General features: G+C 48.5%; 11 protein-coding genes. 2 read left to right on the forward strand and 9 right to left on the reverse strand.

Translation table 11 applies throughout. From position 1 onward, the window contains the following. Positions 1–38: 38 nt before the first annotated feature. The 3 genes from DQG23_RS38275 to DQG23_RS38285 all read right to left on the reverse strand — a co-directional run bounded on the left by DQG23_RS38275 (position 39) and on the right by DQG23_RS38285 (position 4,441). Complete coding sequence (locus DQG23_RS38275; RefSeq protein ID WP_158560915.1) at positions 39–1,640, reverse strand: LamG-like jellyroll fold domain-containing protein; 1,602 nt, start codon at positions 1,638–1,640, stop codon at positions 39–41. A 554-nt stretch (positions 1,641–2,194) separates the two neighbouring features. Then, positions 2,195–2,479 carry a hypothetical protein gene (locus DQG23_RS38280; RefSeq protein ID WP_113036325.1) on the reverse strand — a complete coding sequence of 95 codons (285 nt, stop codon included), beginning with the start codon at positions 2,477–2,479 and terminating at the stop codon, positions 2,195–2,197. Between the two features lie 303 nt (positions 2,480–2,782). Continuing rightward, positions 2,783–4,441 (reverse strand): LamG-like jellyroll fold domain-containing protein, encoded by a 1,659-nt coding sequence (locus DQG23_RS38285; protein ID WP_113036326.1) that lies wholly within the window; start codon positions 4,439–4,441, stop codon positions 2,783–2,785. A 386-nt stretch (positions 4,442–4,827) separates the two neighbouring features. Between DQG23_RS38285 and DQG23_RS38290 the strand changes: the two genes are divergently transcribed. Further along, entirely contained in the window at positions 4,828–5,748 is a 921-nt protein-coding gene (locus DQG23_RS38290; RefSeq protein WP_158560916.1) for an AraC family transcriptional regulator, read from the forward strand. 158 nt (positions 5,749–5,906) lie between these two features. On the opposite strand, the gene DQG23_RS38295 is transcribed toward DQG23_RS38290, so the two are convergent. Together DQG23_RS38295 and DQG23_RS38300 are read right to left on the reverse strand one after the other, a co-directional pair. Next, positions 5,907–6,350, reverse strand: a complete 444-nt coding sequence (locus tag DQG23_RS38295) for a cell wall hydrolase (RefSeq protein WP_113036328.1) — start codon at positions 6,348–6,350, stop codon at positions 5,907–5,909. Positions 6,351–6,526: 176 nt separating this feature from the next. After that, a complete protein-coding gene (locus tag DQG23_RS38300) occupies positions 6,527–7,036 on the reverse strand; it encodes a hypothetical protein (RefSeq protein ID WP_113036329.1) in 510 nt (169 codons plus the stop codon). Positions 7,037–7,256: 220 nt separating this feature from the next. On the opposite strand from DQG23_RS38300, the gene DQG23_RS38305 reads away from it, so the two are divergent. Next, positions 7,257–9,224: an S-layer homology domain-containing protein gene (locus DQG23_RS38305; RefSeq protein WP_113036330.1), complete on the forward strand. Its 1,968-nt coding sequence runs from the start codon at positions 7,257–7,259 to the stop codon at positions 9,222–9,224. A gap of 238 nt (positions 9,225–9,462) precedes the next feature. Here the strand turns inward: DQG23_RS38305 and DQG23_RS38310 are convergent, their stop codons facing one another. The 4 genes from DQG23_RS38310 to DQG23_RS38325 all read right to left on the reverse strand — a co-directional run bounded on the left by DQG23_RS38310 (position 9,463) and on the right by DQG23_RS38325 (position 14,470). Next, the gene (locus DQG23_RS38310) at positions 9,463–10,200 is read right to left on the reverse strand and encodes a GDSL-type esterase/lipase family protein (RefSeq protein WP_113036331.1); all 738 of its coding nucleotides are present in this window, start codon (positions 10,198–10,200) and stop codon (positions 9,463–9,465) included. Between the two features lie 108 nt (positions 10,201–10,308). Beyond that, positions 10,309–12,483 (reverse strand): MMPL family transporter, encoded by a 2,175-nt coding sequence (locus DQG23_RS38315; protein ID WP_113036332.1) that lies wholly within the window; start codon positions 12,481–12,483, stop codon positions 10,309–10,311. Between the two features lie 116 nt (positions 12,484–12,599). Continuing rightward, complete coding sequence (locus tag DQG23_RS38320) at positions 12,600–13,247, reverse strand: response regulator (protein WP_113036333.1); 648 nt, start codon at positions 13,245–13,247, stop codon at positions 12,600–12,602. Beyond that, positions 13,244–14,470 carry a sensor histidine kinase gene (locus tag DQG23_RS38325; RefSeq protein ID WP_113036334.1) on the reverse strand — a complete coding sequence of 409 codons (1,227 nt, stop codon included), beginning with the start codon at positions 14,468–14,470 and terminating at the stop codon, positions 13,244–13,246. The genes DQG23_RS38320 and DQG23_RS38325 overlap by 4 nt, the downstream gene beginning before the upstream one ends. Between the last annotated feature and the right edge of the window lie 45 nt (positions 14,471–14,515).

Raw genomic sequence — 14,515 nt, forward strand, 5'->3', positions numbered from 1 at the left:
TCCCCCTTTCAATGCGGCCGTCAAATCATCCGCTTCAGTTACCTGTGAGATAAATCTGCTATTTCTTGCTCGGACAAGACGTTGTCGAACAACTCTACTTCACGAATCTTTCCGGAAAAATGAGATTGCGGCCCTTTGCCGAGCACGAGCGGTGTATGGACCAAGTCACTGAGCTGCGACGGATCGATCGGTGCAGAGGAGACAAGTTCCCCGTCCAAATAGAGGGAGATGTGTTCCAGATCATATGTGATCGCCGCACGATGCCACCCGTCTGACACGGAACGATCCAGTGTCGCAAGCGGATCTTTCCGCAAACTCCACACTTTGCCACTTGGCAGCGTACCTGCATACAACTCGCCGCCATATACAGCCATCGACCATACCCGGCGATAGCGAATGTCTGGGTTCGGCTCTTCCAGGACGCCGGACAGCACCCAGGACTTATCGCCGTCATACCGGTATACATGACCGGCCGGCAGGGTGCCGCCGTACAATTGCCCGTTAAACATGGAGATCCCCATCACTTCCAGTTCGGAACCCATCAGTCCGTAATCGCTCCACTGTTGGTCACCCTCGTAGCGATGCATGCGCGCTTCCGGCCAGATTCCCATCAACAGGCGGTTATGGTACACCGCAAAGCAATAAACCTGGTGACATGGATCTACCGAGCCTTCATATACCCAGTCCTCATCCAATGTCCGGCTATACACGCCTTGCAACTCGTTGCACCCGATATACAACCGTTCCCGATAGGGTGCCATCGTCATGGTCCGCGTCTTTCCTTCCGGTCCTGGCGCGCCCAGTTCCTCGCATGTGCCATTCTCGTCAAAGGCATACACGCCGGGGGTATAGAAGGACATCGCGAGCAGTTTGCCCTGGTAGACTGTCATCGATAGCACACTATCCGAACCAGGCACATCAGCGAACAAGGACCACGTCTGACCACCTTCATACCGGTAGATTCTGCCACCCGGCTCCAGATTGGGCGACGCCGGCAGCGAGGAACCTGAGGCTTTGTAACACATCGTACTCGCATACAACTTGCCTTTATACTCGACCAACGAATATACCGAATTGCTGTCATCCGGATTGCCGCAGTCTATCCATTCCTCATACTCGCCAAGCTTGTACACATGTCCCTTGTTGTCGCTCGCGTCATCGAACACTCCCGCATACAGCGATCCGTCATACACACATAAAGCGCAGATCAGACGGCTGTTGCCCGGAGTTCCACGATCCCGCCACTGCTCCGCCGCTTCCGGCAAACTCCAGCCAAACTGCAGGTTCCGCCAGTTCGATTGCGTGGTCGTTACACCTGCCTGTGTCAGCGCAGATAAATGCCAGCCCGTCATCTGCTCCTCCGTATACCGACTGATTAGTCCCCCGGGAAGTGTCCCCCTTTCATCATCAATCTCGAATTCCATAGACAGGGTGAAGGGATTGGCGCCGTTTGTCAATGCTGAATCCGGCAGCACAATCACGGATTGCTGTCCGTCGAAGACAGCTCCGTCCTGAAATTGTACGGCTTCCGCCTGACCGTGGTTCTGATTCGATGAGGCATCATGGCTACCCTCTCGCAACGGCCAGTACCCTACCCGGCTTGTTGTTGCATGGCTTGTTTCCGTTCCTGTTTTTTTCATCTCGATCATTCCTTTTTTTTATTTTTGGATGCTTTCCGCATGACAGGATCGTTTCATCCCGCTGCTGTTTCTATGAGATCAAGCCGACTCAGTAGTTCATGGATTGTCCTGTGTATAATCTCCTCTGTTTTCAGCGCAAACGGAGAAGGGTAACCGAAGACATACAAGGAATCTTTGCTTTCATAACCGCCTTCCAAAATCTGTTGCGCCTTAGGAATATACCCCAACATGCCATTGCTGTAACCGAGCGGAAGGACTTTCCCCTGCGATAATCTATTTATCTGCAGTCCGTGCCAGGAAAACAAGTTCATCCGAAATTCGCAGGAGGTGGAATTGCAAACTCGCACCAAGTTTAAGCATGCCGGGATCAGTTTTTTTTGTATTCATGCTCATTCACCGTTCCCCCTGTTCATCCGCCCTTCTACTATCAACCAGCCAAAATGAAGCCTGTCAAGGCACACCTAAATGCTCGAATCACTTCTGTAAATTCCCCTTCATCCTTATACCGTCTTCACCTCCCTACTTAAAATAACTTTTTATTTTTCACCTATCACTTAACTGTTCAGCCAAATATTTGTTTCACCCGGCTGGAGGCGCAGCTGAACTTCCTTGAACGCGCAGCCGAATCGGGTCACGTCCGCGATGCGAGTCAGTTCCGAGCCATTGTTGGCGCTACCTGGCGCAGGACTGTTGCCCTTTTCCCGCTTGGAAGAGCTGGCAGTTATAATCGTGCCCACCGCAAAAAAACCGACAAACAATGTACTAAGCTGTGTTTCCCTTTCAGTATAAGCCTGTCCCTCCGCTCGCAACATTGAGGATATCCACAAAATCAAGCACAATCGCACGATCCTCCCCACAAATATCCTCATTTGGCCATGTACAATTCCACCTCATTTTTCACACTATCTCTGCAGGCTCTCTTCCCAGACGACATTCCAGGAAGGGCCTTCTGCATTCAGCATCCGAAACTTTTCTCCGGCTCGATCATCCGCCGGACCGACAGCCATAGCCCTCCTCACTTCGGAGTCTTTCACGTGCTCAGCCGTACGTCCCCTCCCCTGCTCCCGCCCCAAAAATTACAAAAACCCGCAAATAATGCGGGTTTGAAGCGGGCTATGATCCTATCGTCCGACAACTGAAAATTATTCGATTATTTCTGACTTCTGCGATAAAGCAGTAATCTCCTCCGCCGTCAGCGCACCGTCAAACAACTGAGCCTCTCGCATAACGCCGGAGAAATGGCATTGCGGCCCTTTGCCGAGCGTGACTGGCAAGCCCGCTAACGACTCGCTATCGATCATTCCATCTTCGCAAACCGCCTCGGACACAAGCTGACCATCCACGTACAATGCCAGCTGCTGCCGGTCGTACGTCACGACCGCTTTGTGCCAGCCGTCGGCAAGCGATTGGTCGTACGTCGCCAGCGGATCGCGGCTTAAGCTCCAAACTTTGCCGCTTGGCAGCGTGCCGGCAAAAAGCTTGCCGCTGTACACCGCCATCGACCAGACGCGGCGGTAGCGAATGTTCGGATCCTGCTCCTCCAGCACGGCGATCCTCTCCCAGCTGCGTTCGCCATTGTAGCGGTACACGAACCCACCGGGCAGCGTTCCGCCGTACAGCTTGCCATTGAATACCGAGACGCCCATGACTTCAAGCTCCTCATCCATCAGCCCGTAATCGCTCCACTCCGTTCCGCCTTCATAACGCAGCATTCTCGCCTCGTTCCAGATGCCCATCAGCAGCCGGTTGTGGAACGTCGAGAAGCAATATACCTGCGAGCATTTCGGCACGTTGCCGCAATACGTCCACGGCTCATCGAGCTTGCGACGGTATACGCCGCCGCTTTCGTTGCAGCCGATATAAAGATCGCCTTGATGCGGCGCCAGATTAAACGTGCGCGTTTTGCCTTCCGGTCCGGGCGCGCCAAGCTCCTCGCAGCTGCCGTGCTCGTCATAGGCGAACACCCCGTGCGGGTAGAACGACATCGCGATCAGCCGGTCGTCGTAGACGGTCATCGCCCCGATGCTGTCGTTGTCCGGCACAGGCAGCTCCCCAAGCAGCTCCCATTCCCGACCGCCCTTGTAGCGAAATATCCGACCGCCCGGCTCTTCATTGGGCGAGGCGGGAATCGACGAGCCGCTGGCCCGGTAACGCATCGTGCCGGCATACAGCTCCCCCTTGAATTCGGCCAGCGCGTAAACCGCATTGCTCTCGTCCGGATGACCGCAGTCGATCCATGTCCCTGCGGCCTCGTCCAAACGGAACACCCGCCCCCGGTTGTCGATCGCATTATCGAATGTGCCCGCATACAGGTGGCCGCCGTAAACGCAAAGCGCGCTTACCAGCCGGCCGTCACCCGGGCTGCCCCAATCTTTCCAGACATCCTCGCCATTTGCCGTACTCCAGCCGAATTGCAAATTGCGCCAGTTGGATTGGGTCGAGGTCACGCCCGCTTGTGTCAGAACCGACAAATGCCAGCCCTCCATCCGCTCCTCCGAATAAACGCTGGCCAAGCCCCCAGGCAGAAACCCTTTGCCGTCCTTCACTTGAAATTCCAGCGCCAAGCTGAACGGACGGCTGCCGTCCGTTTCTGCCGACACCGGCAGCGTCACCGCCGAGCCAATGCCGTCAAATACAGCGCCTTCTTCGCTAAAGACGAGGCTTTCCGCCTCGCCATGTCGTCCTTCTCCTGAAGCGTCTTGACAATCGGCACGCAGCGGCCAATAACCGATACGGCGTCCCTTGGCGGAACGCTCCTCCTGAATGCTCCCGTCCGTTCTGTTTATCTGCTGCTTCTCCATCTTCGTTTCCCTCCTGCGATTGTCTTCTTACATTAGTCTCTTCGTAATGCTCAAACGATGGGATTAAGCTGTACTGCCGGTCACGCCAAGTGTCGCAACTGAGCGTCTGGAGCGATTCGTTCGCCTCCATACAGGCTAGATAGAGCAGGCCCCGATTTCCGACTGTCTCTATTCGATTAGAGTTGACGTGATATTAGTAACGGCCTGATCATTCCATCCAACTCCTGCCTCTATGCTAAAGCATTATAACCGGCGACACATGCCGAAAATTTGATATCAGTTGCCATTTTTCGTTTTAATGAGCATCATGAATGTTTACAGTCTGATAGATGTGATGTTTAATGAAGTAAATGGATGATGTGAATTTACGATTAAGGATGATCCCCATGGATAACACATTTTATCTGGAGTATCACGGAGACATCGACGATATTCCGAGATTCCGAGAAACGCAAGAACGTTTCGGCATCTATCATACAAACATTTCACGGACCCAAATGCATTATCACGACTATGCGGAAATTTCGTACTTCACGGGCGGAAGCGGTTTCGAAACTATAAATGGTGTCCGTCATCCGCTGCGGCAGGGTACGGTCTCTTTCCTTTTGCCCAATCATATGCACTCCATCTCAGGCGCGCCTGGTCAGCATGTTTACAAATATTGCTGTATGTTTGACATACAATTACTGTTCGGGCATCAGGAAGACAGTGAGTTTTCCAGATTGCTTGACTCCATCGGTACCGACTTACCTTCCTTCTTGGACTTCGAAGGCTCTGAGAAAGAGCAAATGAAACAAATTTTCGAGTTCTTATTAGAAAATTCCCGCGAAGCCGATACTCCCATTTATCGCCATCTGATTCGCACCAAGCTTACAGAGGCGGTCCTGATCTACATTCGCAGTGCGAGCCGCCAGCACTCCTATCATAACCCACTAATCGCGAACAGAAAGTCAGCAGCACGAACCCAGCTGTTTTGGCCAGTTCTGCGTTATGTCCATCTCCACTATCGAAAACCGCTCAGCCTGGAAGAACTGGCACAACGGTTCGAACTCAGTGTTTCTTATATCGGTTTGTCTTTTAAAAAGTATACAGGCAGTACCTTTGTGAAATATATCCATCAACTGCGAATTGAGACGGCAGACAATATGCTGCAACACACGAATATCAGCATAACCGATATTGCTATGGAAGTTGGGTTTGAATCGTTTCGTACATTTGCTCGCGTATTCCGTGAAATGAAAGGGATTACTGCCAACCAATTTCGCAGCTTGTCCAAACAAAAGAAGGATAACCATCCTGTCAAATAATGATCGGTCACCTTTCATTTCAGTGGAAAATGGCTAGGAATGCAAATACGAAAAAAGCCGCGATTTACGCGGCGCTTAACGAGATATAGTTCTTATCAACCGACACATGGCTGCGATAAGTCAGGTTGTGATATCCTGAGCTCTTTTCGTTAATAAAATTAATACGTATTATAGATGCTTTCACATTCTTCCGCGGTCGGTTCATAAAAACAGTGCTTCTTCCATCGTCCTACAAGCGGCTGATTATACCAAGTAGGCGGACATGGTCCGGGATTTTCGAACGATCCTGGACGGAAATACCATAGGGAGAATTTGGCCGGCCAATTCCGCTCCCCATTCACAGCCCGTTGCGCCAGACGGCGTTCCCTCTCTCTTGCGTTTTGATAGTACATACCATGTTGTAATGCTTCGAATGCATGCGGCTGGTTGATCATTTGGGGAATGGTTCGAATTCCTTTAAAATCGGAGCAATTCGCTCTTATTCGGTTAATGCCAACATTCCCAACAAGGAGCATACCCATTTCGCCTTCGGTCTCAGCTTCAGCTCGGAGCAACCTTGCCAGCATATTAATATCCTGTTGCCTGGCTTTTACGACTGCCATTGGCTCACCTCTTTATATTTCTAGACTTATCATATTGTAGGTGAAGCGGATGTGTTACTCCGGCAAAGCAATAATAAATAGCCGTTCCACTACATACTTCTGATCCTTACTTCAACAAATGATGCAAGAACCGCCGAATAGCAAGATCCTCCGCACATTCCCCGTCAGTATACGCGTTATTTTTTGAACCTCGATTTAGCTCTCCATATTATTATTGAGAATGCTGCTGCGAATACAAATAAAAAAAGTAATATCAGTAAATAATTATTTTTCCAGCTCGGTTCTGTTAATCGGTCTAAAGCTTGAATGTCTTTGCTTGCTTCAGAAATCAGCTTATTCCCGCTACAAAGACCGGTTGATTCTTTGCCTTTAAGATTTTCTGTATAAACTAAATACGTTTTTCCTACTTCAAATTCTGTCCCGCACATTCCGAAGAAGCCGCTATACACATAACCATCTTCGAAGTTGCCTTTCCAGACCTTCGCCAGACTAAAAATATTCCCGCCATCTCTATCTTTACTAACCAAAGTACCTGTGAATACGATACTAGAATGCTCAAATCTTTCTTCGACGCTTGGTTCGCCGCAACTACATGCGAACGCTTTTTTTGGACTGAGCACACTAACACTAACACTAACACTAACTATCATACATATAGATAAAACAATCGATAAGATTCTTTTCATTAACGCTGCCCCCCCATGCCGCTTTTGTTTCTACAATTATAAATATAAACGGGGAATGGAAATAATAGTTGCGCAAAAGCGTTTGACCTGCGGATCAGGATGGTTGCGCTCTCCGGGGGACAAAAGAAATTTCACATTTTTAATATCATTAGAACACCATCTAATAATATAATTTGAGTATCCGAATCCCGTCGGAATATCTCGACATTGGAGGAATCCCATGAACAAGTTGCGACGTAGGGCTTCTTTATTATCTATACTTGGGCTGCTTGCCTTCTCGCCAATCACCGCTTGGGCAGCGGAACCGATTATTAAGCCGACTCTCCCGTCTTTTCCGTCTGTACCGATCATATTGATCGATCCCGATGACGATTTCCCTTCGGGGTCCTTGGCGAACGCCACGTTGATCGAGCGCCGTTGGGAGTATTCCCACCTCAAGGGAGCGTATTATTCTCCGAGCCTGGCGGCAGACGGCACCTTATACGTCGGAAGCTGGAACAAATACTCAGACGGTGACGGGCTGGCCGCCATCGCACCAAACGGCAAGCCGTTGTGGAGCCTCCTCTCCGACAACGGCTATTACGACACGACCATCGGACCGGATGGCACTTTATACGCTGCAAGAGGGGGAGGCGGGCTCCAGCAAATATTCAAAGACGGACGGACCGGATGGACGTACTCAGGTTCTATTACGGGGAAGATTTCTTTTTTGCCAGACGGAACGATTGTGCTCGCAGACTCGAATAAAATCGTATTTATCGACCCCGATGATGGTTCGATTATCCGGTCGGTCGCTGTGCCTTCGGTGCTCCCGCATTCGCTCAGCGTCGCCGCCGACGGCACTGTGTACGCCGTATCCGGAAACTCGACTCTCTACTCGATCAAGCCGGACGGCAGCTTGAAATGGTCGCGCGACATGACCGGCGGCAGTGGCTCCGCTAACTACTTCGGTACCGCGCTCGGCTCTGACGGCACCGTGTACGCCGTAGCCAACAAAAACACCGTCATCGCCTATAAGCCGGACGGGAGTGTTAAAGATAAATTTACGGCATCCGCGGACATTTCGACGACGCCGGTCATCGACAAATCCGGCGAGTTGTACGTCGGACTCGTTAATGGCAAGATGGTCGGATTGAACACAGCCTTGGACGTGAAATGGATCACCAAATTTAGCAATTCCATCACGCGAATCGTCGCCGGTCCGGGAGAGCTCGTGTACGTCTACAGCAGCGACGGTCAATATTTGTACGCGATTGCCACGGTCGACGGCAATGCCAAGTGGAAAGCCGAAGTGCCTCATAACAGCGGCGGCGGACACGGGAATATCGTTTTCTCCTCCGACGGCACCCTGTTTGCCAGCGGCTTTGGGCTGTTCGCACTCGGAACGCCGCCAGTTGCCAGCGTAACGCTGGATAAGTCGACGATTGAGCTGCAAGCCGGACAGAGCGTGGCGCTAACCGCCACCGTCGCTCCCTCCGAAGCGGTCAATCGCAAAGTTAATTGGAAGAGCGACGATCCGAATGTCGCCAAGGTCGACGGTGCGGGCATCATAACGGCCGTGTCGGTGGGCAAAACCAAGGTGATCGCATCGACGGACGAAGGCGGCTACATGGCGATTAGCGAGGTGAACGTCAGCGCCTCGCCACCCCCCCGCATCGTGTTGAAGGACATAGACGGCCATTGGGCCAAACCTGAGATTGCGAAAGCGGTGGAACTGGGAATTGTCTTCGGATACGAAGACGAGACGTTCAAGCCTGAAAAGGGCGTGACAAGGGCGGAGTTCGCGGTGATGCTCATGCGGGCTTTGAAGCCGGATGTGGGAGGCATTGCTCTGCCGTTCACGGACAAAAACGATATCCCTTCATGGGCGGTCAAAGCCGTCGCTCAAGCCGCTCAGCTCAATATTGTAAGGGGCAATTCCGACGGAACTTTTCTTCCGTCGAACAACATCACGCACGAGGAAATGCTGGCGATGGTCGTGCGCGCCTCAGGAAAAACGGTTCCGGATCCCGCGCCGACCAGCGGTTACGCCGACGACGCCGATCTTTCGGACTGGGCCAGGGGATCGGCATACGTCGCTAATCGGTATTCGCTTCTCGGCGGCATGAACGATAACAAGGTTCGGCCGAAGACCACGACCACTCGCGCTGAATCGGCAGCCGCCATCGTCCGCATGCTGGACATGTAAGTCAACAAGGGGCTGTCCCAAACGGTCTAAGGACCAGGGATAGCCCTGTCTTTTTGTTTGAAAAACAAAAAGAAACTACTCTTTGGTAAAATGGAATACTATTTATCTCTTGATCACACGTCGAGTAGTCTAACCAGCTGTAGGGCTCAAACTCGAAAATGTTCCGTTCTCCAATGTATTATGGACTTCTTTATCTCATGCGCCGCATGAACGGATTGCTTTCGTCATACTTCTTTGTTCAGCCTTTAGCGATGGCATCATATACCGCATTTGCAATTGCTTTTGCTCCGTCTGCATTTGGATGGATTCCATCTTTGTTAAACCATTGTCGATGGTTCTTCGTTACTTCATTAATATCTATTACCATTAAATCAAGCTCTTCAGCCAGCTCCTTGCCAGTTTCAACGACTACATCTACCTTATCTTTCTGTATATTGAATTTCATAGGGCCTTCCGTTTTGCCAATAACATAATAGGGAGTAGCGGGAGTACAAAGATAGACAACGGGTTTTGATTCCAACTGAATATAGGATAACAGAAGCTTCCGATATTGTTCTTTAAACTCCTCTTTAGTTTTCCAATTTTGTACTTTTGAATCGTTAGTTCCAAACATAATGACAACAATATTCGGTAAGTAGGTTAAACTCTTCTGATAAATTTTCTCATCAACATACGGATAATCACCTGTGGTCGTCGCAGTTCTGCCGCTATAACCGAAATTTTTCACATTATATCCGGTACCTAACAGGTTCTGTAATGTGATGGGATAATTTTTCTCGTACCAGTTAACAACCCCAAATCCATAAGTAATGTTATCCCCAACAGCAGCAACTCGGATGTCATTACCCCTGACTTTATGATCATGCCTGATTGTTGAGACACCCATAAAAGTAGCCAGAAAGCCTAATGAACTTATTACCGTAACCAAAAGGATTACTACAAGTAAGAATTTTTTCTTCGTTTTTTGTTTTACCACTATTATCTCCCTACTTTAATAGACTTTGTAATTTCATATCAAACTGTTAAAACAAGGCTGCCATTTCGACAGCCCTGTGTTTTTCACAATGATTGTTGACCGTAAAACTTAACTTGCCTTCTGATCGACTTTATTAGAAACCATACTTTGACCTTCAATATCTACCTTCGGTAACATGCGGTCCAACCATTTTGGAATGTACCACGCCGATTTTCCCATGATAGCCATTACAGCAGGCACGAACGTCATTCTAACGATAAACGCATCAATGAATACCGCAGCCGTAAGAGCTAGACCCAAAGATTGAATGATTGGTTCATCCATAAAGATAAAGCCGCAAAATACAGAAATCATGATAAGTGCTGCAAGCGTTACGACTAGACCATTATGTTCCATACCGGTAATAACCGATTTCTTAGCGTCACCGCTGTGATTATAGTCTTCTCGCATTCTCGATACCAAGAAGACTTGGTAATCCATGGCTAAACCGAATACGATCCCTACGACCAGTATAGGAAGGAAATTCAAAAGCGGCCCCACGTTCGTTATACCGAACAATTCGCTTAAATAACCGTCTTGGAAAACAAGCACAACAGCACCGAGAGATGAGAAGATCGTAAACAGAAAACCTATTATCGCCTTTAGGGGAACCAATATAGAGCGAAACACGATAGCAAGGATAATCAAACCGAACCCGACAATAGTTACGATGAAAATGGGTAAAGCGTTATTTAAACTTTCCGTTATATCCATATTCATAACGGCAACACCTGTAAGCATAATGTCTGCTTGGTACTTCTCCTCAATTTCCGAATTGTGTTTTCTAACCGTTTTAACGAGCTCTAGCGTTTGATCTGCTAAAGGCCCGTCACTTGGCATTAATGTTTGGATCGAGACTTTCTCCGATGGATTGAAGAATGGCTGTGACACACTTACAACGCCGTTCAATTTGCTAATTTCTTCCCTCACTACGGAAGCAACCTGCTTTGTTGTTTCGCTGTCGGAAGCATTCACTACGACTGTAATGGGGCCGTTAAATCCAGGCCCAAATCCTTCAGCCATAAGATCATAAGCTCGTCTTTCGGTCGTTTCGACGGACCTTGTCCCATTATCGGGAAGTCCGGTTTTCATGTGCAGCACAGGATAACACATAGCGCCGATTAAGATAAGAGTTACCAAAATGACGGGCGCTGGAAATCTCGAAACAAAACGTCCCCAAGCGCCAAATACATTCGAAGTTCGCTGCTTTGCTGCCGCTTTTCTTCTTTTCGGAATGATACGCTTCCCCATCAAGGAAAGAAGTGCAGGTAAAAGTGTAATGGAAACAGCGATCGCCATAAGTACCGTTAATGCAGCGGCGATACCCATCTCGGTGAGAAACGGAATGTTAACCACAGCTAAGCCTACAAGTGCAATAATGACGGTAAGACCGGCGAAAATAACGGCACTTCCTGCAGTTGCAGTAGCAATAGCTATCGCTTCCGTTGTGTCTGATCGTTTGCTCGCTTCCTGCCGAACCCTGGAAATAATGAGCAGTGCGTAGTCAATCCCTACAGCAAGACCTAACATCGTCGATAATGCGGTTGAGGAACTACCCATGGAAATGAAGCCTGATCCGAAATTTATGAGCATTATTCCTGCAATGACACCAACACCTGCTATTAGTATCGGGATTCCTGCGATAAGCATGGACATAAATGTGATCGCTAGGATCATAAAGGCAACCAGCATGCCAATTAATTCAACACTAGCACCTCCATGACTGGTACTAAGTTGGACGGTACCACTTAACTCCGTCTGAATTCCTGCATCTCTAGTGATATTAATATTGGACAAGACTTGATCTTTTGATTCTTGAGGAACATCCTCTGCGACAACACCATATGTCAAGCTGGCGTAACCGATCCGTTTATCCTGACTTACGGTTCCCATCGTATAGGGGTCCATGGCTGCGATGATTTCTTGATCTTTTTTGGAGGCATCGATAAAGGACATGATTGCCTCTTTCATGTTTTCATCTTCAAGCGATTTTCCTTCGGGTGCTTTAAAAACGATTTGAACGGTTCCACCCTTTGGTTCATTATTTCCGGATGAAAACTCTTTCGACAACAGATCATTGGCTTTTTGCGATTCCGTTCCCGGTATTGACATAGTTGTTGATTTCTCTCCATTAAAAGACACGCCTAACGTGACGATTATACCCAAGATAAGAACCCAGGATAATAGGGTCTTCCCGCGATTATTGGCGCACCATCTTCCAAGTTTATAAAGCTTTTCTGCCATCTAACGCTCACTCCTCTTTTATTCATACATCCATCATAAGCTGAGAGGAAAAATAAAAAATCGTACAAAAGGGCAACCCCCAAATGTACGATCGGGCAAATCTATGAAATTTCCGATTATAAATGCAAGATCCTGCGCTCCACCGCCACGGCGACGGCCTGCGATCTCGAATCAACTCCCAATTTATTATAAATATTGGTTAAATGGGCCTTTACCGTCCGTTCGGATATGCCCATATCGAAGCCGATCTCTTTACTTCGAGAGCCACGGGCAATCGCTTGAAGCACGATCAATTCTTTGTCCGTAAGAGACATCTTCGCCGAGGATGTCTCTTTGGCTTGTACTAGCGTCTTGTTACCGAATACTTTCTCGGTAATTTCCGGAAGAAGCAATGTCTCCCCCCTCATCGCTGCATCAATCGAGCGAAATATCATCTCTCTTCCCGTATCCTTGAGCAAATACCCTTTGGCACCTAACGCCAGTCCTCGGATCATCATTTCATCCTCGTTATAGGTTGTCAAAATAATGACCGGAATATCGAGGCCTTTAGCTTTGAGTGCTGTCATGGTATCTAAGCCGCCCATCTCAGGCATATTCAAATCCAATAGAATAATGTCAGGCTTGTACGCCTCCCCCAGTCTGACCGCTTCCACACCGTTGGATGCTTCTGCGACTACCTCGTACCTTTGATTGGTTTCCAGGATCAACTTAAGTCCCTCACGAACGACTAGGTGGTCATCCACTATAAGAATCTTAATTGTCATATGAGGATCTCCTCCTGTTGTAATGGAATGCGAACGGAAACTTTTGTTCCTTGCTTTCCGCTTTCGATTTTGATATCCCCGCCAATAATTCTGGCTCGTTCATATAGGCCAATTAAACCATAACTACCGGATTGTTTCCCGATCAGCTTGGTATCGAACCCTATTCCATCATCCGTAATTCGTAGCTCGATTACGTTTTCTCGTGCTGCAACCACGACTTCTACGTTCGTCGCATTGGCATATTTGGCTGTATTTGCCAAGCATTCTCGGATGATGTGTAAGCTATGTTCGAAGATCAACTTCGGCACCGAATGGGGTATCGATAATTGTGTGGAAATATGAACCCCTGTCGCATTTGAGAAATGTTCAACCTCATCCTGCACCGCTTTAGAAATTTCAATAACCTCTGCGGAATACGAACGCAAGTCGTCAATAGCGCTTCTCGCCTCTGAAAGCGTGCGCTTAGCTTGAGCTTTCGACAACTGAACAATCTCGTGAGCGCGATGCTTATTATCGTTCTCTAGATGAGCGTCCACGGCATCAAGCTGCATGATGAGACCTGCCAGCCCTTGTGCCAAGGTATCATGTAAATCACGCGCTATTCTTTGACGTTCGTTGGCAATGGTTAGTTCCTCTACTTTCCTATGCGCTCGTTCCAATTCACGCAAAAACAACTGTGTCCGCAATTTAACACGAACCTGTTTATAGAACAATGTAGCATATCCGATTACGAAAACCATCATGAAGATGAGTGCTCGCAATGTTACTGATAAATCCTCGGTCGTTCCGAGCCAAACCAATGAAAAAGAAAACAAAGTACAATAAATGGTACAGACCAATAGTACCTTGAGTCGTTGGGGATAGACACCAATACTTTGCCCGACCAAAACCATCAATAAACTAACTAAGATAAGAGAGTGATTCTCCGGCACGAGTAACGCACAGCCCCAACCGATGAATCCTTGCGTCACAAAATAGATCCAAGGACTTTTATCGACTACGGATCCGGCATACCAATGCAACAAAATGTGGATCAGAATGAGGCATGTAAAAATAATAAATTCGAACAATATGGGGAACACGGGTATCTGGTAGGACAATACGGAAAAATAAATCAAAATGACCCAGATTAAAACAGGTAAACGAGAGTCCCGCAGAACATTTGGGGTATCAGATCGGAAGCCTTCATAAGGTTGGTTTTTCGAATAATCCTTATCACTCATGCAGGATCACCTCCATCTTGTACCTATTATAAAACAATGCAAGTT

Source organism: Paenibacillus contaminans (genome assembly GCF_003285015.1).
Taxonomy (GTDB): domain Bacteria; phylum Bacillota; class Bacilli; order Paenibacillales; family NBRC-103111; genus Paenibacillus_V; species Paenibacillus_V contaminans.

What these genes read in the sequence shown, in the direction of transcription:
- DQG23_RS38275 (WP_158560915.1), bottom strand. Translation starts at nt 1,640, where the DNA reads ATGAAAAAAACAGGAACGGAAACAAGCCATGCAACAACAAGCCGGGTA.
- DQG23_RS38285 (WP_113036326.1), bottom strand. Translation starts at nt 4,441, where the DNA reads ATGGAGAAGCAGCAGATAAACAGAACGGACGGGAGCATTCAGGAGGAG.
- DQG23_RS38290 (WP_158560916.1), top strand. Translation starts at nt 4,828, where the DNA reads ATGGATAACACATTTTATCTGGAGTATCACGGAGACATCGACGATATT.
- DQG23_RS38295 (WP_113036328.1), bottom strand. Translation starts at nt 6,350, where the DNA reads ATGGCAGTCGTAAAAGCCAGGCAACAGGATATTAATATGCTGGCAAGG.
- DQG23_RS38300 (WP_113036329.1), bottom strand. Translation starts at nt 7,036, where the DNA reads ATGAAAAGAATCTTATCGATTGTTTTATCTATATGTATGATAGTTAGT.
- DQG23_RS38305 (WP_113036330.1), top strand. Translation starts at nt 7,257, where the DNA reads ATGAACAAGTTGCGACGTAGGGCTTCTTTATTATCTATACTTGGGCTG.
- DQG23_RS38315 (WP_113036332.1), bottom strand. Translation starts at nt 12,483, where the DNA reads ATGGCAGAAAAGCTTTATAAACTTGGAAGATGGTGCGCCAATAATCGC.
- DQG23_RS38320 (WP_113036333.1), bottom strand. Translation starts at nt 13,247, where the DNA reads ATGACAATTAAGATTCTTATAGTGGATGACCACCTAGTCGTTCGTGAG.
- DQG23_RS38325 (WP_113036334.1), bottom strand. Translation starts at nt 14,470, where the DNA reads ATGAGTGATAAGGATTATTCGAAAAACCAACCTTATGAAGGCTTCCGA.